General features: G+C 47.0%; 20 protein-coding genes. 5 read left to right on the top strand and 15 right to left on the bottom strand.

From position 1 onward, the window contains the following. Positions 1-116 precede the first annotated feature (116 nt). From ACKPBX_RS11100 to ACKPBX_RS11080, 5 genes are all read right to left on the bottom strand, one after another. Complete coding sequence (locus ACKPBX_RS11100) at positions 117-1,583, bottom strand: glycoside hydrolase family 32 protein (protein ID WP_319995388.1); 1,467 nt, start codon at positions 1,581-1,583, stop codon at positions 117-119. Next, positions 1,583-2,428 (bottom strand): carbohydrate ABC transporter permease, encoded by an 846-nt coding sequence (locus ACKPBX_RS11095; RefSeq protein ID WP_319996434.1) that lies wholly within the window; start codon positions 2,426-2,428, stop codon positions 1,583-1,585. The genes ACKPBX_RS11100 and ACKPBX_RS11095 overlap by 1 nt, the downstream gene beginning before the upstream one ends. Beyond that, positions 2,418-3,308 carry a carbohydrate ABC transporter permease gene (locus tag ACKPBX_RS11090; protein WP_319995387.1) on the bottom strand — a complete coding sequence of 297 codons (891 nt, stop codon included), beginning with the start codon at positions 3,306-3,308 and terminating at the stop codon, positions 2,418-2,420. Before ACKPBX_RS11090 ends, ACKPBX_RS11095 begins: the two co-directional genes overlap by 11 nt. Before the next feature lie 153 nt (positions 3,309-3,461). Further along, on the bottom strand, positions 3,462-4,766 hold the full coding sequence (locus ACKPBX_RS11085) for an ABC transporter substrate-binding protein (RefSeq protein ID WP_319995386.1): 1,305 nt from the start codon (positions 4,764-4,766) through the stop codon (positions 3,462-3,464). Between the two features lie 168 nt (positions 4,767-4,934). Beyond that, positions 4,935-5,918, bottom strand: a complete 984-nt coding sequence (locus ACKPBX_RS11080; protein ID WP_319995385.1) for a LacI family DNA-binding transcriptional regulator — start codon at positions 5,916-5,918, stop codon at positions 4,935-4,937. A 509-nt stretch (positions 5,919-6,427) separates the two neighbouring features. Here ACKPBX_RS11080 and ACKPBX_RS11075 point away from each other — a divergent pair. Next, positions 6,428-6,883, top strand: a complete 456-nt coding sequence (locus ACKPBX_RS11075; protein WP_319995384.1) for a MarR family winged helix-turn-helix transcriptional regulator — start codon at positions 6,428-6,430, stop codon at positions 6,881-6,883. A 10-nt stretch (positions 6,884-6,893) separates the two neighbouring features. Then, on the top strand, positions 6,894-8,768 hold the full coding sequence (ftsH, locus tag ACKPBX_RS11070; protein WP_319995383.1) for an ATP-dependent zinc metalloprotease FtsH: 1,875 nt from the start codon (positions 6,894-6,896) through the stop codon (positions 8,766-8,768). Between the two features lie 253 nt (positions 8,769-9,021). On the opposite strand, the gene ACKPBX_RS11065 is transcribed toward ftsH, so the two are convergent. From ACKPBX_RS11065 to ACKPBX_RS11035, 7 genes are all read right to left on the bottom strand, one after another. After that, the gene (locus tag ACKPBX_RS11065) at positions 9,022-9,174 is read right to left on the bottom strand and encodes a hypothetical protein (protein WP_179193120.1); all 153 of its coding nucleotides are present in this window, start codon (positions 9,172-9,174) and stop codon (positions 9,022-9,024) included. Positions 9,175-9,286: 112 nt separating this feature from the next. Continuing rightward, a complete protein-coding gene (locus ACKPBX_RS11060) occupies positions 9,287-10,240 on the bottom strand; it encodes a carbohydrate kinase family protein (protein ID WP_319995382.1) in 954 nt (317 codons plus the stop codon). A gap of 51 nt (positions 10,241-10,291) precedes the next feature. Next, the gene (locus tag ACKPBX_RS11055) at positions 10,292-11,791 is read right to left on the bottom strand and encodes a glycoside hydrolase family 32 protein (RefSeq protein ID WP_319995381.1); all 1,500 of its coding nucleotides are present in this window, start codon (positions 11,789-11,791) and stop codon (positions 10,292-10,294) included. Positions 11,792-11,829: 38 nt separating this feature from the next. Beyond that, the gene (locus ACKPBX_RS11050) at positions 11,830-13,443 is read right to left on the bottom strand and encodes a type 2 periplasmic-binding domain-containing protein (protein ID WP_319995380.1); all 1,614 of its coding nucleotides are present in this window, start codon (positions 13,441-13,443) and stop codon (positions 11,830-11,832) included. 46 nt (positions 13,444-13,489) lie between these two features. Then, complete coding sequence (locus ACKPBX_RS11045) at positions 13,490-14,371, bottom strand: carbohydrate ABC transporter permease (protein WP_086628593.1); 882 nt, start codon at positions 14,369-14,371, stop codon at positions 13,490-13,492. Between the two features lie 17 nt (positions 14,372-14,388). Continuing rightward, positions 14,389-15,309 (bottom strand): ABC transporter permease, encoded by a 921-nt coding sequence (locus ACKPBX_RS11040; RefSeq protein ID WP_407702597.1) that lies wholly within the window; start codon positions 15,307-15,309, stop codon positions 14,389-14,391. A gap of 324 nt (positions 15,310-15,633) precedes the next feature. Next, positions 15,634-16,608, bottom strand: a complete 975-nt coding sequence (locus ACKPBX_RS11035) for a LacI family DNA-binding transcriptional regulator (RefSeq protein ID WP_319996433.1) — start codon at positions 16,606-16,608, stop codon at positions 15,634-15,636. A gap of 273 nt (positions 16,609-16,881) precedes the next feature. On the opposite strand from ACKPBX_RS11035, the gene ACKPBX_RS11030 reads away from it, so the two are divergent. Next, positions 16,882-17,856 (top strand): bile acid:sodium symporter family protein, encoded by a 975-nt coding sequence (locus ACKPBX_RS11030; protein ID WP_319995378.1) that lies wholly within the window; start codon positions 16,882-16,884, stop codon positions 17,854-17,856. 65 nt (positions 17,857-17,921) lie between these two features. On the opposite strand, the gene ACKPBX_RS11025 is transcribed toward ACKPBX_RS11030, so the two are convergent. The 3 genes from ACKPBX_RS11025 to ACKPBX_RS11015 all read right to left on the bottom strand — a co-directional run bounded on the left by ACKPBX_RS11025 (position 17,922) and on the right by ACKPBX_RS11015 (position 21,949). Beyond that, positions 17,922-19,292: a CHAD domain-containing protein gene (locus ACKPBX_RS11025; RefSeq protein ID WP_319995377.1), complete on the bottom strand. Its 1,371-nt coding sequence runs from the start codon at positions 19,290-19,292 to the stop codon at positions 17,922-17,924. 201 nt (positions 19,293-19,493) lie between these two features. After that, on the bottom strand, positions 19,494-20,876 hold the full coding sequence (locus tag ACKPBX_RS11020; RefSeq protein WP_319995376.1) for an MATE family efflux transporter: 1,383 nt from the start codon (positions 20,874-20,876) through the stop codon (positions 19,494-19,496). Positions 20,877-21,130: 254 nt separating this feature from the next. Further along, positions 21,131-21,949: a MurR/RpiR family transcriptional regulator gene (locus ACKPBX_RS11015; protein WP_140186926.1), complete on the bottom strand. Its 819-nt coding sequence runs from the start codon at positions 21,947-21,949 to the stop codon at positions 21,131-21,133. 146 nt (positions 21,950-22,095) lie between these two features. Between ACKPBX_RS11015 and ACKPBX_RS11010 the strand changes: the two genes are divergently transcribed. Together ACKPBX_RS11010 and ACKPBX_RS11005 are read left to right on the top strand one after the other, a co-directional pair. Further along, a complete protein-coding gene (locus ACKPBX_RS11010; protein ID WP_319995375.1) occupies positions 22,096-22,785 on the top strand; it encodes an N-acetylmannosamine-6-phosphate 2-epimerase in 690 nt (229 codons plus the stop codon). Positions 22,786-22,797: 12 nt separating this feature from the next. Further along, positions 22,798-24,306, top strand: coding sequence for a PTS transporter subunit EIIC (locus ACKPBX_RS11005; RefSeq protein WP_086943561.1), 1,509 nt, complete (start codon positions 22,798-22,800; stop codon positions 24,304-24,306). Positions 24,307-24,549 lie beyond the last annotated feature (243 nt).

Here is a 24,549-nt window from a genome sequence, read left to right as displayed (position 1 = left end):
TTAATTCAAACACTCATTATACACAGAAAAATACCTGTTCGACAGAGAAAGCCCCATCGAACAGGTATAAAGGAAAAGGTAAATGTGATAACAGTTATTTCGAATGAACCAAATAGTTAATCCGCGATTTTTACATCACGAAGGACACTAGGCGCACCCGAAATGATGGACCAAGCTTGTAATGGTTCCGATGCGTAGTACGTCATCGTCAGCGATTCTTCGTTGTTTACAATCACTTCGACAGAGCTCCTGTCATTGTATATTTGGATGAACAGTTCCTCTTTGTCGGCAAACGATAGTCTTCGGGTCTTGTCGAAGACTTTGCCATCCCTATCCTTGATCGGATAAGCAGTTTGACCGCGATCCAATGACAGTTGCTTGTTCTCGCCATCAATATTCAAAAAGATATGTTCCCCTCTTTCTTTGCCTAATCGCAGTTTCAGAGTCTCCGACAGATTGTCCACAGGAATTCGCATCGTCAGATATTTCGGGGCCTTTTCGGTCAGCAGCAATTCCCCTTCTGCCGTGATTTCTGTCTCTTCCCGGATTGTATTCAGAGCTTGCTCAAATGCAGGAACAACCGTCTGCTTCAGGATGCTGTCTTCATAAAAAAGCTTACGCGGCAATGTCATCTGCCCAGCCCAACCGTGCTTCAACGTATCCGAAGCGATGGTGTTGTTCCACCCTTGCATCCAGGCGATCATCGTTGTTTCCCCTTCATTACTGAAGGATTGCGGCGCGTAGAAATCCATGCCTTTGTCCAACTCTTTGATATGGGTCATCCTAAAGGTATGCGTATCCCAATCCATCTCTCCCTCGACGAACCAAGTGATGTGCGGATAAAAAACATCGGTCTCCTTATCCGTATAGTTCATGGCGCTTAACATGAACACCGCTTTGCCGTCCACTTCCATGAAGTCCGGACATTCGACCATCGTACCTAAATAGGGATTGTTCTGGAAGACCACGGAAACATATTCCCAATCCAACATATTTTCGGAACGATACAGCAACACTTGCCCTTTGTCGTCGATTGTCCGGGATCCGATGACGGCATAAAAATAATCTTCATGCTTGAACATCTTCGGATCACGAAAATCTTCCACAGATGAGCCTTCCGGGACATCTTTTTCATCCAGCACCGGGTTTTTGGCGTATTTTTCAAAGTGAATGCCATCTTCCGAGTAGGCGATATTTTGGTTTTGGCGCAAGGGTCTTCCGTCTTCAGCCGGAAGATGTCCGGTATACATCAGATACAGCTTGCCATCATGCGCAAGCGCGCTCCCGGAGAAGCAGCCTCCCTTGTCATAGGGTTGATCCGGGGCCAAAGCCACTGGAAGGTGACTCCAGTCTATGCCGTCCGGACTGACTGCGTGGCCCCAATGCATCGGACCCCAGACAGAATCGTAGGGATTGTATTGATAGAACAGATGATACTGGTCCTTATAGTAGGAAAAACCATTGGGGTCGTTGATCCATCCGATCGGTGCAGCAAAATGGTAAGCGGGGTAAAAGGTTTTGTCCAACGTCCCCTCTTTTTCTTCAATAAATTGATTGGCTCGTTCAATGCTTAATGCTGTCATTATTTCACTCCTGTTCCGGAACTGCTCAAACCTTGCACCAAATATTTTTGGAAGAATACATAAATCAAAATCAAGGGAATCGTCGAGATTGTCAGGATTGCCATAACTTGATTCGTATAAACAGGCTGAGTGTTATTGATATTCGTTATCGCTACTTGCAGCGGAAATTTTGTTGAGTCGGTCAGTACCATTAACGGCCAGATGTAGTCATTCCAGCTCATTATGAATGATAAGGTACCAACAGTTGCGATGGCGGGTTTGGACATCGGCAACATCACTTTCCAATAAATTTGGAATTGATTCGCACCATCCAATTTCGCGGATTCCTGCACATCTTCAGGGATTGCCTTGAAAAAATTCTGGAACATATAGATGAACAACGGGCTTGCCATCAGTGGCAAGATGACAGCTAATTGGCTGTTCAAAATACCCAATTTTTGGGCAATCACGAATTTTGAGATCATGATTGTTTCCCCAGGGATGACCAACAAGGCAATCATCAGACCAAACAGGATCGCTTTTCCTTTGAAATCGAATTTCGCAAAAGCGAAGCCCGCTAACGAATTTACAGCGATCGATCCGATCGTCACGCTTCCTGCATAAAGGACACTGTTCGTCATGTAGCGGACAATATCAAATCGGCCGAATATTTCTTTGTAGGAAAAGAACCATTCACTGATATGGCCCGATGGCAATAGCGCTTTGATGGAATCCAAATCGTTGTAGATGGCAGCCTCCGGTTTTAACGAGGAGCTGATCATCCACACAAGAGGAAACATGAACAGGGCAGCTAACAGAGTCATCAGCACATAATACAGGATTTTGCTCGCTTTATTATTCATAATCTGCACTTCCAATCAATTTACGTTGGGCAATTGCGAACATAATGATGAGTCCACCATAGATTACTGTCACCGCACTTGCAAAGCCTACTTGACGATCGGTAAAACCTGTCCGATAGATGTAGTAGACAGGCGTCAATGTTGAATTCAACGGTCCCCCTTGGGTCATGACCATCGGCTGGATAATCAGCTTGAAGGCATCGATCAGCGTTGTCGTCAATATCATCAACGAAGTGGGTTTCAGCATCGGCAGCGTAATATGTCTGAATTGTTCCCACTTTGTTGCGCCATCAATCTTTGAAGCTTCATACACTTCGGACGGGATATTTTGCAGCCCCGCCAAAAAGATGAGCATCTGATAGCCTGCCCCTTGCCAAGCGGAAATCATAATGATGACGTACATCGCTTGTTTAGGACTTGTCAACAACGGTTGCGGATTAAAACCAATCGCTTCAAATATCACATTGATCAATCCGTCAGCAGGATTCAACAAATACAGCCACAACACGGATACAACAACCAGTGACATAACCACCGGGGAAAAGAAAGCAATCTTATAGAAGATGGTGCCCCTTGCTTTGTTGTTTACCAGCAAAGCCAAAAATAGTGCTGTCCCTACTTGAATGGGCATAATAAACAGAACGAATTTAAAAATATTTCCGATACTTTTCAGAAACAGCTTATCTTGAAGGAGTGCCTTAAAATTGTCCAATCCGATGAATGCTGTCAAATCAGGGGTCAACATGTAGTAATCAGTCAGTGAATAATACAAAGTCATCATAGTCGGGATAAACAGAAAAAGTCCAAGAATCAATAGTGCGGGCGTCAAAAACATATAACCAGTCAGCGTATCATTATTTTTGTACCATAATTTCTTTTTCATCTTTTCACCTCATTATTGAAGGAGATCCTGAAGTTACAGCAGTTTCCTCCCCCATTTTTGTGCTTCTTTACAAAAGATTCATAGAAAAATCCATGCTGAAAGGATTTTTCTATGAACACTTTACGATCATACACAATCAATCGCGATTTTTTATTATTCTAAGTAACTTTCAATCTCAAGTGCTTTGGACTCCAACAATGCTTTGATGTCTGCATTTTCTTCATAATAAGTACTTTCGGTCACTGTATCCTGGAAGGTTCTGCTGACTTGTGGGTAATTCACCAATACTGGTCTTGCACGGCCTGTCTTGCTGTTCTGTTCGATCAAGACTTTCATTGGTTCAGAAACTTCTTCCATCATGCGGTCTGCAACGGATTGTCTTGCCGGCAATACCGTGTTGCCCATGCTCATATCGTAGAGTTCTTGTTCCGAAACTAAGAAATCAATCAATTCGGCAGCTGCTTCCGTGTTTTTGGTAGTCGATGTCAAACCGTATGCCCAACTTCCAGTCGGACTTACTAATTCTTCTGTTTCCGGTGACACAGGATAAGGCATGATACCGTATTCGATGTCTTGGTATTCAGCATCCAGTTCTTGCATTGTCCACGAGCCGCTTAGCTTCAAGGCATATTCCCCTGTTTGGAAACCGGCCTCAGTCGGTGTGATGGTCGAATAGCCGGATTCGATCAAGTTTTGGATGAACTCAAATGCGCTGACATTTTCCTCGGAATCAAAAACTCCTACAGCCTTTGTTCCTTCTTCGTTCGTCAAATCACCGCCTGCTGACCATACGAAAGGTGTGAAGGCGTACAATAGCCACTCTGAACGGTCATTGAAACCGACATCCAGCACAGGTCCGTTATAATGAGCCACTAAAGTATCCGCCATCGCATTGAACTCATCCCATGTCCATGGGTCGTCCACTGTTGGCAAAGTCGCTAAGTCCACACCGGCTTCTTCCAACATTTGCTTGTTGTAGAATACACCTACGCCTGATTCGGAATAACCGATAGAGTACATCTGATCATCGAAGGTACCTTGTTGGATGATACTTGGAAGGAAATCGTCCATATCCGATATGTAGCCATCCAATGGCTGAATGATTTTAGAGTTTGCGTAAGCTGCTGTGTTAGGTCCATCCAGTGTGATGACATCCGGTAACGTATTCGTCGTCAGTGCAGCATTGATTTTATCCTCATAGCCACCGCCTGAACCACTCCTAGGAATGTATTCGACTTTGGCTGTGATACCGTCTTCATTTGTTTCATTGAAATCTTTGATGGACTGGACCATTACCTGACCTTCTGCCGATTCTTCAGAATATTGAACCCACATTGTCACTTCTTTCCCATCAGCAGACCCCGTCGCATCGGATGAAGTCTCACTTGCGCCATTCCCACACCCGGCAGCCAATAACATTGTTGATAACAGCAACGCACTTCTCTTGATTCTTTCCATTTTCAGTACCTCCATTTTTTGTAATCGGTTTCTTGTTTACAAAACAAATTATATGCTAACCGGTTCCACATGTCAACCGGTTAACATGAATATTTAAAAAAACGCATCACAATCTTTTTGCGTTTTTCATTTAGCGTCCAACTGACACCGCAATAGAGATTATGATGGTTACGCAGTACTTCCTTTGTGTAAAGCGATCGGAAGTACAATCTTGTTTTCGGCCTTCTTTTCTCCAATCTTATCTAACAATAAATCCACCGCGGCTTCAGCTATTTGTTCAATTGGTTGGATGATGGTCGTGAGTGTCGGAAATACAGTCCGCATCATCTCGGTCCCATCAAATCCGACAATCTTCAAATCTTCCGGAACTTTATATCCTTTTTTCAGTGCGGCATGATAAACGATACTCGCCATGACGTCGTCACCTGCAAAAATACCATCATAAGGCAGCGATTCACTGAACAAGTTTTCCATGACGACACGTTTTTTGTCATTCTCTGATAGAGAAAATGAAATTTCCATTACTTCCGGCTCCAAGCCCTCTTCTCTCATTCGGTCTTCGTAGGCACTGACCCGTGCCCGTGCGGTTGTCTTTACACGCGCATCACCGGTAATGCAGAGAATCCGTTTACATCCGGAACCAATCAAAGTTTCCGTAGCCAGTCGGCCTCCGTCATAGTTGTCGCACTGAACAATCGGAATGTTCGCGGTCAACTCGCGATCGATTGATACAATATTCATGCCGTATTCCTCGTATTCTTCAATATCCACGTTGTGCGAACCGACTATGATGCCATCGACTCTTTTTTCCTGCAGCAAGCGCAGATAGACCCGTTCGGTTTCCACGTCATTTATACTATTGCAAATGAAAAGTTTATATCCCTTATTCGATAATTTCTTTTCAATATGAAAGGTAAGCTCTCCAAAAAAAGGATTACTGGTTGTGGGCACAATCAGCCCTACAAAATTGGTTTTATTCGTGAAGAACGAGCGTGCTATCTCATTCGGTATGTAGTTTAATTCTTTAATTGCTGTCATTACTTTTTCTTTCATTTCATCACTTATGTATCCACGGTTATTCAACACACGCGAAACGGTTGTGACGGATGCACCCGCTTTTTTTGCAACATCATGAATAGTCGCTTTTTCCAAGGAAAACCCTCCTCTCTCCTATGTGACTATTTGATCTATAAAAAATTGATCTTTTTATCAGTATATTCTATTTCCGATGAATTTAAAAGATTAGTTGACTAATTGAAATTCCTTTGCGGTCCCTGTATTAAAGTTTCCTCCGGTGAACGCAGGATTCGCCGGAGTTCGCCCCACATTCTGAATACTCTCCTCCGGGGAGATGGGCTTTCCCGGAGCTGGCGCTATTTTTTGGTGCACTCCTCCGTGCAGCGGCCCATTGCCGGAGCTGAAGCCACTTCCAGTCGCTGTCCCTAGCAACCGGCGCACGCCGAAAACATTTCTTATGGAATACTTTCAAGCATCTTCACGATTTCTTCACACTCACGCTTTATAGTAGGTTCACAGCATTCCTCGCGGGAAGGATCTTAGGAATTGTTTAAGACTAAGTTGAACCGCTTGCACGAAAAATAGTTTTGATTTAAAATAGTTTTATATCACAACTATTATCCGATAAAGGAGCGGATTTCAATATGAAAATTGATTTTTTGAAAAAAGAAATCTGGGATTTGATGCGGACCATCCAAGTTTCCAAAGATATGGTCATGTGCCCGGTCGCTAAAGACTATCCCATCACCCCGCTGCAATTGCGGATTTTGATGGAAGTGAATGTGAGTGAAAATCTATCACTCAACCGTTTGGCGAAGGTGATGGATATGAACAACGGCAACGTCTCCACCCTCTGCAAAAAATTGGAACAGCAAGGCTACCTGACGCGGGAACGGCGCGCGGATGATGAACGTTTCATCACGCTGAAACTCACACACAATGGCCAAGCGATCCTTCAGAAAATGGAGCAGGATATCGAAGGCAAATACTGCTTGCTGATGGAAGGCGTGTCCGAGGAACGGCTTGAAAAAATCGCAGTTGGCATCAAGGAACTGCAACTTTTGATACAAGAAATGAACGAACAACAAAGAGAGGATTGACTCAACATTTATGGCAGATGATAAAAATAAAAACAACCGCAAGTGGAATGTGAATCTGAACAACGAAAACCCCGACAATCGCAAAAGGACAGCCTATTACTTGTTGATGGCATTGAGCGTCCTGATGTTCCTGAACTATTTCGCATTACCTAGCTACCTGAACCGAAGCGTGGAGGAAGTGACCTACAGCACGTTCCTGAATCAAGTGTCGACGGGCGATGTATCCGAAGTGAAACTGGAAGAGAACCAAATCACTTTCGTTGCTACTGATGATGCGGGCGACAAACAAGTTTACATTACTGGTCTGATCGATGATCCGACACTCGTCACCCGCTTGGAAGAAGCCGATGTGACCTTCAGTAAGGACATTCCGACTGAAGCTTCTCCGATCCTTTCGATCTTAGTTTCTTGGGTCTTACCGCTCCTGCTGTTCTGGGGATTGGGCAGCATGCTTGGGAAACAGATGGCGAAACGGATGGGCGGCGGTGCCGGTGGCGCATTGTCGTTCGGCAAATCGAATGCTAAAGTCTACGTGAAAGCAGACGACGCCAAGACATTCAAGGATGTCGCCGGACAGGACGAAGCCAAAGAAGCGCTCAGCGAAGTCGTCGATTACTTGCATCAACCGAAAAAATACCAGGATATCGGTGCCAAGAATCCGAAGGGCATCCTGCTGGTCGGACCTCCCGGAACCGGTAAAACCCTGTTGGCCCGCGCTGTCGCCGGCGAAGCCGATGTGCCGTTCTTCAGTATTTCCGGCTCCGAATTCGTCGAGATGTTCGTCGGACGCGGCGCCGCAAAAGTCCGCGACCTGTTCAAGGAAGCCAATGAAAAAGCCCCTTGTATCGTCTTCATCGATGAAATCGACACAATCGGTAAAAAGCGCGACAACGGCAATTTCGGTGGGGGGAACGATGAGCGTGAGCAGACATTGAACCAATTGCTGGCGGAAATGGACGGATTTGAAGCCAACAAAGGCATCATCCTCCTGGCCGCCACCAACCGTCCGGAATCCCTTGACGCTGCCCTACTGCGTCCGGGCCGTTTTGACCGTCGCGTACCGGTCGAACTGCCGGACTTGGCAGGACGTGAAGCCATTCTGAAAGTGCATGCGTTGAACTACAAAATGGATCCAAATATTGATTACAATACAATCGCCCGCGCTACTTCCGGTGCTTCCGGTGCTGAATTGGCGAATATCATCAATGAAGGCGGCCTCCGCGCCGTCCGTGAAGGCCGCAGCGCCGTTACGCAAAGCGATCTGGAGGAGTCTGTTGAGACTGTCATTGCTGGGTACCAGCGCAAAAATGCGGTCATTTCTCCGAAAGAAAAGGAAATCGTCTCTTACCATGAAATCGGCCACGCGCTGGTAGCGGCCAAACAGACGGATTCCGCGCCGGTCCACAAGATCACGATCATTCCGCGTACTTCCGGTGCTTTGGGCTATACAATGCAGATCGAGGAAGGCGAAAAATCGTTGATGACGAAGCAAGAATTGTTCAATAAAATCGTGACGTTGGCAGGCGGTCGCGCCGCCGAAGAGATCGTCTTCGGCAGCATCACGACCGGCGCTTCGAATGATATCGAGCAGATGACCAAAATGGCGCGCGCCATGATTACGCGCTACGGGATGAGCGACACGTTCGACATGATGCAGATTGAAACCCAGACGAACAAATATTTGGGTGGCGACACTTCCATGAATGTGTCCGCCGGGATGGCCGAGCAGGTCGACCGTGAAGTGCTGGACATCATCAAGCTGGCTCATGAGAAAGCCATTGCCATATTGAACGAAAACAGAGAGAAACTGCATGAACTGTCCCACCACCTGCTGATCGAAGAGACCATTACCGGTGCGGAATTCATGAAGATATTGGAAGCATAACAGCTCGCATACGAGGCACGGATTCATCAGAACTGCCGATATGTCAACAAAAGAAAGCAGTGTGGTTGTCTCAGTTCGAGATAGCCACACTGCTTATTTTTGAGGCGGAAAATGTTCGAGATATGCTCGCGTTGTCCGATTCTTTGCGGTTATCGGACAAGCAGGACTCCTAATGCGATGCGGATGTCGGATACTTTGCAGTAATCCGACAAGCAGTGCACCAAATGCGGTGAGGTTGTCGGATACATTGCGGTTATCCGACAAGCACTGCACCAAATGCGATGCGGATGTCGGATACTATGCGGTTATCCGACAAGTAGCGCACCAAATGCGATGCGGATGTCGTATGCTTGCTCGCGTTGTCCGATTCTTCCCGGTTATTGGACAACCCCAACAACCCAGCCATCTCCGATCGAACCCAGATATGAAAAAACACATTCAAGTACCCGTAAGCACCAAGTGAACATGCAAAAAACAGGGCTATCCACATAGGAATAATGCCCTGTTTTTTTGATTAATTATCCTTCCGAACGTAACACTTCCTGCAAGGTCGGTATGGATTGCATGCCGCCCGGTCGCGTCGTCACCAATGCGGCCACACGATTGGCGAACAGGCCCATCTCGCGGATTTCATCCAACGTGCAGTCTTCCCAAGCATCCTTGCCGGCGATCTGATAGAGGAAGGACCCGATGAATGAGTCGCCTGCCCCTGTCGTATCGACTGCTTTGACGCTGATCCCTTCAATGCTGGTCTTCTCGCCTTTGAAGTACAGATCCGCTCCCTTGCTGCCTTTGGTGAAGATCAGCAGTTTCGGTTCCGTCTTCAGCAATGCTGCTATCCCATCCGCTTCCGAATCCATGCCCGTAATGAAGGCCAATTCATCATCGCTGATTTTCAGGATGTCGGCATACGGCAGGAATTCCTGGATCGTCTGCTTCAGCATTTCCGGATCCGGCCAGAGATTCAAGCGCACATTCGGATCGAAAACGATCGTTCCGCCGGCCTGCTGCATTTTTTCCAAAGCGGCAAGATGCGCATACTTTACGGGTGCTTCGATCAGATCGACCGAGCAAAAATGCAGGATATCTGCAGCGGTGAAAACAAGCTCATTCAGTTCTTCCTTGTTCAACAACATATCCGCGCTGGGATTGCGGTAGAAACTGAATTCACGCTCCCCATTTTCCTGGAGCGACACAAACGCCAGCGCCGTGTTTGCCTCAGTGGTCCGAAACAGGTGATGGGTGTCCACCTGATTCTGTTTGAGCACATCAGTCAAATAATCCCCGAAGGCATCCTGACCCACTTTACCGATGAAGCTCGCGTTCCCGCCTAGGCGGCTAACCGTCACCGCAACATTAGCAGGCGCGCCTCCCGGTTGCTTCGTGAAACCGGAAACCTCCTTCAAGGGCACCCCGATTTCACTCGGGAAAAAATCAATCAGTATTTCTCCAATAGTATAAACTCTCCGCATAACGTCTCCTTTCGGTTGCAGTTATTTGTTCCAAAAAACCTGAATTCCCGATCAGATAAAGGGCGTAAAAGTCGCTTCCTCAAATACCGCTTTGCCGCTGCATTCAAACGAAATGCCTTTTGCTTCCGCGGTTGGATATACGTTTGAAGTCATGACTACTTCACCATTTTTCTCAAACACTTCAACCGACGAACTGTCCAGGTAAATGGCGAGTTCAAGATGATCGCTCTTTCCGGACAACACGACTTTCCGGCTGACGGGAGGATGTGCTTCCTCCCCTTTCAGTTCGATGCCGCTTGCAGATCGATCGATTCCTAATTCATTCTTTGCTTTATCATAGTAGACTACTGTTCTTTCGTTCTCGTTCTCACGCAGATGGATGGACAGTTTTTCCAATCCAGACGTATCCACTTTCAGCGTCAGCAATCCGCAGTCCCCTGCGATGCCTGGGATTGATTCTTTAGTATCCGCCATTGTGATCACCGGGCTGTTTTCTCCCTGATTGTCGGCAATAGCTTCGATACCGATCGGATATTGCTTCAACTTGCCGTCTTCCCATTTCAACTCCCGCGGAATCGTCATTGATCCTGTCCAGTTGTGGCCCAGCGTATCTGTCGGGAAATTTCTTCCCCACATCTGCATCCAGCCGATACAGATTCTTCTGCCTTTGTCATCCTCCAGGCTTTGAGGAGCATAATAGTCCAAACCGTGATCCAATTCCTGATAACTTTCCGGGTGGAACTGTTTCGTCGCCCAATCCACTTCGCCGACAGCCAAGACCGAGGCATTCAGATTCTGATAGTCGTCCCCGTCCTGTGGCCATTGCATCGGCGAGAAGATCAAGCAATCTTTCCCATTCAAGCGGAAGAAATCCGGGCATTCCCACATGATCCCTTGCTCTTTGTTCCCCTTCAGGAAGACGGAGGCAAACTCCCATTCCACCAAGTCAGCAGATTGGTAAAGCAAAATTTGCCCTGTCTCGTCGCCAGCCTTGGAGGCGACTACCGTGTAGTACATGCCTTCGTGTTCAAAAACTTTAGGGTCCCGGAAATCGATCTGGGAAGCGTCTGCCGGCAAAGCCGCAACCGGGATGACCGGATTTTGCTGCACTTTATCGAAGTGCAGCCCATCCTCTGACACCGCCAGACACTGCACCTGGTGATGCACGCCTTCTTCATTGGCTTCGGTTACGCCTGTATACAGCAGATACAATTTCCCGTCCCGTTCGATGGCGCTTCCTGAGAAGCAGCCGAATCGGTCATACGCTTGATCCGGCGCCAAAGCGACAGGCAAGTCTTCCCAATGGATCAAGTCCGTCGACTTCATGTGGCCCCAGTGCATCGGGCCCCATTTCGCATCATACGGGTGGAATTGATAAAACAGGTGATACGCCCCTTGGAACTGGACGAAGCCGTTCGGATCGTTCATCCAGCCGACTGGCGGTGATGCATGATAGCGATTCCGGTAAAGAGGATTCACTGTTCCTTTATTTTCTGCTATATATTGGTTGGCACGATCTGCCGAGTAAGCCAATTGACTTTGAGTGTTCACGCTACCCCTCATTTCTTGGATTTGTTTTTTCTATGTGGTTATTTATTGTTTGATAAGTAAGTATCATACGCGTCTTGTTTGATCTGCATCCATTCTTCCAGTCCCAGACGGTTCAGTTCTTCCAGGTAAGCATCCCACTCTTCGGCAATTTTGCCGTTTGCGATCCATTCTGCACGTTTTCTGTTGACGAACGGCATCAAGTCCGCGTCGATCTGTGCGATCCGGTCAGCCTGTTCCAATGACAAGAATACACGAGGATAATTGAATTGATTATGAACATCAGCCAAGTAAGTGTCTTTGAAGATATCCAAACGCCATTGTGCATCATCCGGCATTGTCGTCACAGTTCCGTAGTAGTCGTCCAAAATTGCCAACGGTCCGCCAGCTTCGGTTTTTTGACGCAATTCGCCCGGTGCTGTGCCTTCCAAAGGCAAGTGTTTCAACGAATCAGTTGCTTCTACATATTCAAAGATATTTTGTTGCGTTTCATCCCCATATGTACCCCAGTTATTCTGTACAGATTGGATCGGCACATACATCTGATCTGCCCATTTGGCAGTCAACTCCAGATTTTTGTTGGCGCTGGTGATTACGAAACGGTCGCGGCTGAATCCGAAGCCGTTCGTACGCGTAACATGTTTTTCTCCACTTGGACCAGCCAATGCAGGCAGTGGCTCATAGGAATCATTCGCTCCCGAAACGTTGGCTTTATCCCATGAGAAATACACGCCGAACAGTTGCTCTTTCCCTTTCGCTACGTAGGCATTCCAATCCTGTTCAAAAGCTTCCACATCAATCAGGTTTTTGTTGTACAGTTCGTTGAAATAAGTGACGCCATTTTTGAATTCTTCGTTGTCGGCAGTAAAGTCGATTGTGCCGTCATCATTGACTACCAAGTGATCATCGTTGTCGCCGATGCCAAATGCGCCGAAGAGGAACTTCATGTCTTCATTTCCGCCATCGTTGATGAAGGACATCGGGATTTCATCCGCTTTGCCATTGCCGTTCGGGTCTTGGGTTTTGAATGCTTCCAATACAACCATCAATTCTTCCGTTGTTTGCGGCATCTCCAAGCCCAATGTTTCCAACCAATCCACATTAATCCACGGAATATCATTTACGGTATGGATGGACTCTTTATCCTGACCCAATTCTTCGATCCATGGCAGAGAGTAGATATGGCCGTCCGGCGCTGTGACCATGGCCAAATATTCCGGATTTTCGTCCAATACTTTTTTGAAGTTCGGCATATGTTCATTGATCAGGTCTTCCAAGGGAATGATGATGCCGTCTTCCGCCCAGGAAAGCAGATCATAGTCGCTGGCGCCAGCATTCCACATGGCATCAGGCAAGTCGCCGCTGGAAATGTCCAGATTCCGTTTTTCAATGTAGTCCGAAGAATAGTTTTTCCATTCGACTTGCACGCCCGATTGCTCCTGCAAACGCTGGAAGATCAACTTCTCATTCGGATCAGCCGGTGCCAATGGCGAACTGGAAGTGGACATCTTCAAGGTTACTTCTTCCTTCAAAGGGAACGATACATTGGTCAATTCGTAATCGGGGGAAGAGGCCCCGCCGGAAGAACCGCATGCTGCTAAAGTCAAAACTGTTGCTGTGGATAATAGTGCTGTGCCAAGGTATTTTACTCTCATTTTGTATTTCTCCTTTATAGTGTATTTATTTTGTGTTGCGTATTGCCTAACCTTTGAGTGAACCTGCCATCATCCCTTTATCGAAATACTTCTGGAAGAATGGATACATGATCAGAAGCGGTAAGCTGGAGATGACGATTGTTGAGTATTTGATCAGTTCAGCCAACTGGGCCATTTCCGCCATTTGAGTCGCCGATCCGATCATATCTTGTTGCGGTTGGTTTTGAATCAGTATTTTTCGCAGCACAATTTGGAGTGGCTGCAGGTCTGCATCATTCAGGTAAATCATGGCATCGAAGTAAGAATTCCACTGACCCACGAAAGCGTAGAGGAACAGCACGAAAATGATTGGTTTCGCCAATGGCAGCATGATCTTAAAGAATATCTGCAGTTCATTCGCGCCATCAATGATGGCTGCCTCCTCCAACTCGGCGGGCAATTGTTGAAAGTACGTCCGGGCCAAGATAATGTTCCAAACATTGATTGAGCCTGGAAGGATAATTGCCCAGACGGTGTTCAACATGCCCAGGTTTTTCACTAATAAATAAGTAGGAACCAACCCGCCACCTATGAACATCGTGATTATAAAAAAGATTGTTAGCGGTCGTTTGCCTACCAGTTTTTTTCTTGATAAAGGATAGGCAGTCAAGATCGATACCCCCACGGTCAATGCACTGTAAGTGAACGAATAGAAAATCGAATTCACAAAACCTCTTATGATTGCCGGATCCTTCAGCACCCGGTTATAGCCATCCAAACTCCAATTCGCAGGATTCAGACTCAGGCCTTGTGAGCGGAGAATGAAGGGATCCATGAAGGAAGCAATCAATACATACAGCAACGGCGATAGAGTGATCAATACCAGAAGCCCTATCAGAATGCGGTTCAGCAGCAGGACACTGCGGTCAAATTTTGTCAACGTTATCATTTTGTTCTCCTCTCTCTCTATAAAGCCGCGTCATCAGTGCTTACTTTATTTGCTATCATGTTTACGGCCAACAGCAAGATGACATTGATGACTGTATTGAATAACCCGACTGCTGTTGAATATCCGTAATCCCCCATTTGCAATCCGACTTTGTAGACGTAGGTCGAGATGATCTCCGAAACAGGCAGGTTCATAGATGTTTGCATCAGGAAAGCTTTCTCATAACCAACGTTCATGATCCCCCCGACAGAAAGGATGAACTGGATGACCATGATCGGGCGCAGCGCCGGAAGATCGATGTACCAGATCCGGTACAAGATATTGGCGCCGTCCATGTGAGCTGCATCAATCAGATCTTGGCTGACGTTTGCCAGTGTGGCTGTGTAGAGGACCGATGCCCAGCCCATTCCTTGCCAAATGCCGGATAGGACGTACAAAGTCCGGAAATAATTCGGGTCGGTCATGAACGTGATGCGCGAACCGGTGATGGTTTCAATTAATCCGTTGATGGGGCCATCTGCGGCAAGGAACATGAACAGCATCCCCACAACGATGACCAAGGAAATGAAGTTCGGTGCATACAGGATCAGTTGGAATCGCTTCTTCCATTTTGTGCTGATCAGATGATTCAAGGATAATGCCAAGAGGATCGGCGGGAAGAATCCCAAGATCAGTCCGTATATGCTTATTTTGAGCGTGTTCTCCAACAGTATGCCGAAGTTGGGAGAGTCGATGAACTGTACGAAGTTTTCCACTCCCACCCATTCGCTTCCCATGATCCCACGCAGCGGGTTGTAATCCTTGAAAGCCAAGAGAATGCCGTACATCGGGAAATACTTGAATACTAGCGTGAGTATCAGTCCCGGCAACAGCATATAGTAGAGCATTCGGTGCTGTTTGATGAATTCCCATTTTGTTTGTGTGCCCTTTGGTTTGATGCTTGTCTGGCTTTTTTTCATGACTGATCTAACTCCTCCTTTTGAAAATTGAAACGTTTCCACTTTGCTTCAAAAAAATGTGGAAAGATTCATGCTCGATAATTGAAACGTTTCCACTTTAGTTCAAAAAAATAAATTCTGAAGAATCGGCATGCTACTTTTGAAATCGGTGCGGTTAATGGATCATCAGACTGCCCGCAATTTCAAAAATAGGGAAACGTTTATCGAGTAATTGAAACGTTTCCACTTCGCTTCAAAAAAATATGTTTTTGATTTAAACATATAATAATTCAGTAACCGTTTTCTGTCAATACCAAAAACATATTATTTTAAAATTTCATTTTTCGTCGTCGGTCCTTCTATGTAATGGACAGGCAAAGTGATCTTCGTTTTGACGGGTTCGCCATCGATCACCTGGATGATTTTTTCGACTGCGGCTTTGGCCATCAAATCCACAGGCTGACGGATTGTCGATACGATCTGTTTGCGCCCTGCTTCCATCTTGATGCCATCGCACCCGATGATCTGCACCTCTTCCGGTACTTTGCGATTCATTTCCTCCAAAACTTCCAGAATGTCCAAAGCAATAAAATCTGTGTGGGCAAAGACGCCATCCACATCTGGATTTTCTTCGAAAAAGGTTCGGATGTCTTTCTTTAATTCCACAACAGGGTCTTCCCCATCGAAGATGGCATAAGGCATTCCCATCAGCTCAGATTGCTCCACAAAACCACTCCTTCTCTTTGTCGTCTCAGTAGGAAAGCGTGAATGGGTTCCGATATACCCGATTTTTTTACAACCTTTCTCAATCAACTTTTCTACAGCCAATTGGCCTGCATGAAAGTTGTCCGAAGTGACACAGACCGTTTCTTCCTTGAAATGACGGTCAATGGTGACGAAAGGCAAATGCGACGAGACAAAATTATCCAAATCCGAATAGGTGATGCCGATGATGCCGTCCACTTTGTTTTCTTGAACCATCTTGATATATTCCAGTTCCTTGTCATTGTTGACATCGGAGTTGCACAACAACATCTTGTATTTATGTTCGGATAAATTCCGCTCCACATAGTAGGCAAATTCTGAAAAGAATGGATGCCAGATTGTCGGAATGATCAACGCAACCGTGTTGGTCTTGTTCATCTTCAATCCGCGCGCGTAGGCATTCGGAATATAGTTCAACTCTTTCATCGCCGCTTCTACTTTTCTGCGGGTTGATTCTTTTACGGCTCCGGAATTGTTCAGTACACGCGATACGGTACCGACGCCAACCTTCGCTAAAGCAGCTACGTCTTTCATTGTTCCCAATTGAAACACCTCCTTTCCTGTATACACTTGCAATCTAACTATCATGATAGCAGAGTCCACAAAATAAGTATAGCTGTACTTTGGGACTCATTCATTTCTGAGCCGCATGCACAATGAATGGAAATACAGAAATAATTATAACAATAGAATAATAAAGATTGACATAATGCTCATCAAGTTTTAATATTTATCTATCGTGACTTTGCAAACATTCGTTTATTTTAAAGCATGATGTTTATCGTTTTTAAGAAAAGAGGGGAAATAATGGCAAATCTGAACCAAATCTTCAACAAGTATCTAACCTGGATCGTGCTCGGTGTCGCGTTGGCGGCTTTCGTTTTCGATCAATCCTTTGTATGGGCAAGCAATTATACAACTTTATTCCTGCAGATCATCATGTTTTTCATGGGTTTGACCCTATCCGTCGATGACTTCAAAGAGGTGTTCCATCGTCCGGGATATGTGGCACTGGTAACCTTGATGCAATTCATCTGGATGCCTTTCGCCGGTTGGGCGCTGACGAAAATATTCAATCTGCCGCCTGAATTGGCATTGGGTGTCATCCTGTTGGGATGCTGTCCCGGGGGAACTGCATCGAACGTGATGACCTACCTTTCAAATGGCGATGTGGCACTTTCGGTGACCGCGACTTCGATTTCGACGATGTTGGCTCCGATCATCATGCCGCTGAACATTTCGCTATATGCCGGTGAAATAATCGAAATCAGCTTCTGGCCGATGTTCTGGTCGATTCTGCGGGTCGTTTTCCTGCCGGTTGTTCTCGGGGTTGTGCTGAACTCGCTGTTCGGCAAAAAGATCGCTTCTTACTATTCTGTCCTGCCGACCTTCTCATCCATCGGGGTACTCTTGGTGATTGCGGCAGTCGTTTCCGTCAACAAAGAAACGATTATGCATTCCGGATTGTTGATCACTTTTGTGACTTTCCTGCACAATACGAGCGGTTATGCCTTTGCTTGGATCGTCTGCAAAGTATTCAAAGTCGATACAAGCTCCACCCGTGCCATGCAGATCGAAGTCGGCATGCAGAACTCGGGCCTTGCTTCCAGCATGGCACTGAACGCGCCGTTCAATGCACCGCAGGCCTCCATGGCCGGTGCCATCTATTCGATCATGCACAACGTGACCGGCTCTTTGTTCGCGAGCTATTGCCGCTACAAAGACACCAAGTCTGCCGAAGCAACACCGGTTGCTGTCGAATCACCCGTTACTGAAGCATAACAGCCAAAAAAATAGCCCATCCAATGACCGTTTGAACCGGTCATTGGATGGGCTTCTTTTTATGTTCAATCTTCTTCGTCGTTCAATATCGCCTCTCTGCGTTGAAATTGGTGCTCACTGAGTGTTCTGAAATGGTGCTGCAGTTCGGGATCGTCGGTCTTATCGGCCATCTCCAACAGCAAGTGGCCGTTGATGTCGAGGTCGCAGAGCGTCCCTAGACCCGTTTGGACTTTCTTCATCTCTTTTATGACCGTTTTATCTTTCTCTCCTATGATAGGAGCGAGGTAGGTGGCCGCATAGCGTAGTTTTTTTGCATTGATCCGCAGACTATGGGTTTCTTCATGGTTGGAGAAATCCACCTCTTCCCATTTGCGCATCAGACGTTTTTTCATTTTCTCAAGTTTTTTGATCGTGGCTTTTTTCTGCTGCTCATCGTCCAGGCTGATGGATTTCAAGAACTGTGCCGTAGCGGCTTCCGCATCCAGGATGCGCTCGGTCAAAGCTCCACTCGTAATCAATTCATGGATGCTGTCCTGTTCGGCTTGACGCTCTTCCATCAACCAAGTCATGACTTGGCCGTCCTCGGCCAGCATATCCGGATACAACCCGCGCAACTCGCGGCATTCTTCCATCAGCACATCCAGCTCGCGCAGGTATCCGAAGGTAGTGGCGATGTCGCGCCAATCTTCGCCCGCCTCCCGGTAATATTTCTCCTCGCCGTTCGCCTTGTTGAAATTCAACAACGCCCGCAGTTGGCGGATTACCACCCGCAGCGCATGCGCCGATTCCGGCTCGACGGGATCCTGTTGGTAAGCGGCATAAGCATGCTGAACACCTGCCATCTGTTCGTTTATGATATCGGCGTACAAAGTGTCTTCGCCGTCGCATGGGCCACAATCCGCAGTCCCTTCGTGCTTATCCGCTGCATGCTTTTTGTCGGCGGCGTCTTCGTGTTTGCGTTTCGCAGATTTCCCCGGTGCCAACAACCACTCCAGATTGCCGATAGGATCCGCAGTCAAATCGACAGTGAAGAAGGCGACAGCCCCTTTTTTGAACGGGATCGCGGCACCGATCAACTCTTTCGTCCAACTGCTCATATACGGTTCGTGACCAACAAGCACCAAGTTGAAGCCATCCTCTTCCAGTTCCAACGCTTCGCTGAAGGCCGCGTAATCGCCGGTCGCCAAAAATTCCTGTGGTTGGATTACTTCGACAGCAGCGGCTTCCGCCACCAATTCAGCTGTCTGACGCGCCCGCACCAACGGGCTCGTCCATATCTTTAAGTTCCCGGCCTCAGTCAGTAAGGGTGCGACGTCGGGCAGGAACGCAGTCATTTCCTCCACTCCTGCTTCCGTCAGTTTTCTGTAGAAGTCATCCCCCTCAGGCGTACGTTCTTCCGCGATTCCATGCCGAATCAGTATCAATTGTCCTTCCATACTGCTCATCCTCCTTTGTATTGGCCTCTTTCTTACGGCTATCAGATGACGATTTGTAACCGCTCTCTCATTGAACAGTATACCATTTTTAAGCAAAGCATGTGAAAAAAATCCCCCGCTTTCTCAGAAAGAGGAGGACAAATTGTAGCTTATTGAATTATTGAAAATGCGCATTGGCAGCACTCTTTTTCTCGAGCGAATTTAGGCCAGCTTCATCCTTTTCCATTTGCCGGAGCGGAAACGCATTGCGATCAGGAACCAACGGATGATCTGATCCAGCATGACAGCCAGCCAGGCCCCGAGGATGCCCAGGCCGAGCACCTGCACGAAGAAAGTAGCTGCAGCAACCCGGATGATCAATATCCCAAGGAAAGTCGAGATGAGCGGAAAAATCGTATCCCCGGCCCCGCGCAACGAACCCGCTACGATCAGTTGATGCGACTGGAAAGGCTGCGTTATGGCAGCAACCCGGATGGCGATAGCGGCATTCCGGATGATCTCCGGATCGCTGGAATAGAAGCCGACGATGTACTCGGCTCCGAAGAAGAAAGCCACTCCAATGATTGCGCCCCACAGGCTGCCGATTTTAGCGGTCCGCGAGGCATATTTTTCGGCCAGGTTCGCATCCCCGGCTCCCAAAGCCCTTCCGACCAAGGCTGACGCCGCAATCCCGAAGGCTTGTCCGAGCGTGAATGACAGGGATAGGATATTCATGCCGATGTTGTGGGCGGCAAAGACGACGGTACCCAAGCCCGACACGATTTGGATGAACAGAATCATTCCGGAACGCAGCACTAGTTGCTCCAGCGCTGAAGGCAGTCCGATTTTCGCCAAGCTTTTCATCGTTTTCATCGAAAAATGGAAAGGATGAGCGAACGAAAAATTCAGCTTGCTCTTGCCGGATCGCAGGTAACGGATCAGCAGGAAGTTGGCCACTAGGTTGGCGATGACTGTCGAAATCGCCGCGCCCTCGATGCCAAAAGCCGGAATCCCGAAAAGTCCATAGATCAGCAAGGCATTTCCGACGACATTCAGGAAATTAGCGCGCAAATTCACGCCCATCGGAATGTGTGTTTCGCCGATTCCGCGCAAGGAACCGGAAATGCTGAAATTGAAGGATTGCAACAGGTAACTTATGCAGATGATCCGGAAATAGAGCCTTCCGACTTCGACTGTATCGGGCTGCGCGCCCATAAAGGTCATGATCTGATCTGAGTAGACAAAGGCGGCCAGGGCTAACGGGGCGGAAAGGATCATGCTGATGATCATGACATGCTTCATGACGTTTTCCATCCGGTCATGTTTTCCGGCTCCGAAATAGCGGGCGATCAAGGCAGTGCCTCCGATGTTCAAAGCCTGCACTACGGACAGCCCTAAGAACAGCGGCTGATTCGTCACCCCGACCGCCGAAACGGCAGCTGCCGCATAGGCATGGTCCGCTATATTCCCCAACATCATCATGTTGATCATCCCGAACAACGAACTCAGGACCAGTTCAATCAGAACCGGCCACGCGATGTTCATGATTTCCTTATTGATCGGACTTTTCAGCTGTTTTATGTCCGTTTGCTTCTCTTCCCCCATAATCAACCTCCTACGACTCGTGCTCCGATGCAAAATACCGAAAAATCGTTTTAACTATTCAACTCTCTCCCTCTCAGTATAGCATATTTTTGCGCAACTATTTTGCACATAAATTTCTTTTCAATAAACTGTCATAAACAGTTCATTCCCTTTCATCCATACAGAAATCACGCACCCTCTCATAATATAATTATATTATGCTCACGCGTCTCCACTGCCTGCTGCAGGAACGAGCGGATAAGGCCACTACAAAATTAATCCAGTACTTTATCAATAATGGAACGTAATACCTTCTCCCGCAATTCGACCGTTTTGATTTTATTATTTATTTCATAGCCCCGCACCAGCGTCTCCGAAATGAACAATTGCGAAATTTTCCCGGCCAGTGATCCGCCATCAAAAAATTCCTCATTGGCGGTCTGTAGGACAATGTCACCCAATTCAGCAATGGGCGAGGATTTGAAATTGGTAATGGCAATGATGGGTGTATGGTTTTCTTTGGCTATTTTCAAAGAATCGTGGATATCCTTGGTACGACCGCTCAAAGAGAAACAGATCACGAGATCTTCTGGTCCCAGCAATGCTAAGGCATGGGCTTGAAAATGCGGATCAACGATATGGTTCGCATGCACACCTACCCGGAGCAACATCTTTTCCAATGAAGCTGCCGACAAGCCACTCGATCCAACACCGATGATGTAGATCCGTTTTGCTTTAGTGAGTGCTTCGATCGCAAGCAGAACCACTTCCGAATCGAGCAACTGCCGGGTCGATTCCAAAACTTTGATCTGGTTCTCCAAAATCCGGTCGTAAAATTGGCGATCGTTGTCCCCTTCATACTGGCTGGTGAATTCCTCCTTGGCAATAGCAATTTTCAAATCAGAAAAGCCATGGAAGCCGATCTTCTGGGAAAAGCGGATCAGCGTGGCATCGCCTACTTTTACCGCCTCGGTCACATCCTTCATTGTCTGATACACAGCCTGTTCTTGATTTTTCAATAAGTAATCCGCAATCCGTTTCTCGGATTTCGTCAACGCGTGATATTTTTCTTGAATCAGTTGAGCTAGTCCCATAAAGTCAGTCCTTTTCATGTTTATGCCTCTCATTATACACGAACTTTTAGAAATGCAAATTACCTGTTTACAAACATGAAAGCGTGTGCTATATTTCATTTACGGAGATAAACTCCGGAATAAAATAAATAACGGAGGAAATATCCATGAAGAAGGAAGATTTCATCAACAAAGTCCGTGGCGGCATCATTGTCTCATGTCAAGCGCAACCAGGAGAACCTTTATACACAGAAGAAGGCGGCATCATGCCTTTGATGGCTCTTGCAGCTGAACAAGCTGGTGCAGTCGGAATTCGTGCCGAATCGGTAAGGGATATTCAACAGATTAAGGAAAAAGTTGATTTACCGATCATCGGGATCATCAAACGCGATTACCCTCCTCAAGCGCCATTCATTACGGCTACCATGAAGGAAATCGATGAATTGGTTGAAACGGGTGTAGAAGTCATTGCATTGGATTGCACTTTGCGGGAACGCTATGACGGCAAAACAATCAATGCCTTCATCAAAGAAATTAAAGAAAAATATCCCGATCAATTGTTCATGGCGGATATCGCCACCTTTGAGGAAGGACTCAACGCTTTCCAGGAAGGAATCGATTTTGTCGGCACAACGCTAAGCGGTTACACAGAGGAAAGCACCCAACAGGATGGGCCGGATATCGCCTTGATGAAAAAACTGGTGGAAGCCGGTGTGGATGTCATCGCCGAAGGTAAAATCCATATGCCTGAACAAGCTAAAGCAATCCAGGAATTGGGTGTAGCAGGAATTGTCGTAGGAGGTGCAATCACACGGCCAAAAGAAATAGCGAAACGTTTCATTGACAACTTAAAATAAGGAGTGAAAAACATGTTTAAAAAATTCTCTCAAATCGGAAGAGCCATGATGCTCCCAATCGCCATTTTACCCGCTGCCGGCCTCTTGCTTGGTTTCGGTGGTGCATTGACAAATCCAAGCACCTTGGCGGCCTATCCGTTCCTTGACATTGAATGGTTGCAAGTGATCCTGAGCATCATGAGTTTTGCCGGAAGTGCCGTCTTTGCCAATTTGGCGCTCATCTTCACCATCGGGGTCGCTGTCGGTCTCGCGAATGGAGATAAAGGGACTGCTGGTTTGGCCGGCGGTGTGGGTTACGTTGTTTTCGTCGCAACCATCAGTGGTTTTCTGCAATTATTTTCCGCGGAAGGCGCTTCGATCGACACTGGGGTTGTTGGTTCAATAGCAGTCGGAAGTACCGTTGCCTTCCTGCATAATCGTTATCGTAAAATCGAACTGCCGCAGTTTTTGGGTTTCTTCGGAGGCTCGCGTTTTATCCCGATTGTAGCATCATTTGCAGCTATCATTCTTGGGGCATTCTTTTACCTGATTTGGCCACCTATCCAAGGCGCACTGACATCCGCCGGCACAGCCATCGCAGCTATGGGCAGTTTCGGAACGTTCTTGTACGGATTTTTGCTTCGTTTGACAGGTGCGGTCGGTTTGCACCATACGATTTATCCGCTGTTCTGGTACAGCTCTTTGGGCGGAGTTGAAGTTGTAGCGGGCGAAACCGTTGCCGGTGCCCAAAACATCTTCTTCGCGCAATTGGCCGATCCAAATCATACAGGTCTTTTCACTTACGGAACGCGCTTCTTCGCAGGTCGTTTCGCTACAATGATGTTCGGTTTGCCGGCTGCTTCTTTAGCCATGTACCACTCCATTCCGAAACAGAACCGCAAAGCCAATGGCGGTATCTATTTCAGTAGTGCTCTGACTTCATTCTTGACCGGTATTACCGAACCACTTGAATATATGTTCTTGTTCGTCGCACCTTGGTTGTATGTGGTCCATGCCTTCCTTGATGGCGTTTCCTTCTACGTGGCTGACTTACTGAGCATCCGTATCGGAAACACTTTCTCAGGCGGATTCATCGACTTCTTCCTGTTCGGTCCGCTGCAAGGTAATGCAAAAACAAACTGGGTATGGGTAATCCCCGTCGGTATTGTTTGGGCATTGATTTATTACTTCGTCTTCCGCTTCCTGATCACGAAATTCAAAGTGATGGTGCCTGGTATGGATGAGTCAGAATCTGACGCAAGCATTCCGGTCAGAGCCTCCGGAGAGGCTTCTACCTTGAATGATGAAGCGCATATCATCATCGAAGCATTAGGGAATGAAGCAAACATTGAATCCGTCAGCGCTTGTGCAACCCGTCTGCGTGTTTCCGTGAAGGACGGTTCGGTCGTTGATAAAAATGCCATCAAGAATCTCGGAGCAACTGCTGTTTTCGAAGTCCAAGGCGGCATCCAAGCTGTATTTGGCGGCAAGGCAGACTTGCTGTCACAAGAGATTAATCAAATATTAGGGACAGAAGACTGATTCAAATAGTTATTGACGATCAAAAGGGCTACCTCATTTAAGAGGTAGCCCTTTTGATCGGTTTGGCGGTGGAATTCCCCGTCAAATGGGTTTTGGCGGGGAATCTCGTGCTATCTGCAGACGTTTTGCCCCGCCAAAAGGTTTTGGCGGGGAATCTCCGAATACAAACAAACAAAAAAAGCTGTATCAAAGCCAGAAAATTCTGTTCTGGTTCTGATGCAGCCTCTTTCGTTGCTATTTTGT

Source organism: Trichococcus shcherbakoviae, assembly GCF_963666195.1.
Taxonomy (GTDB): Bacteria; Bacillota; Bacilli; order Lactobacillales; family Aerococcaceae; genus Trichococcus; species Trichococcus shcherbakoviae.
Note: the sequence above shows the minus strand (reverse complement) of the source record. Positions and strands in the feature narration are given on the sequence as shown.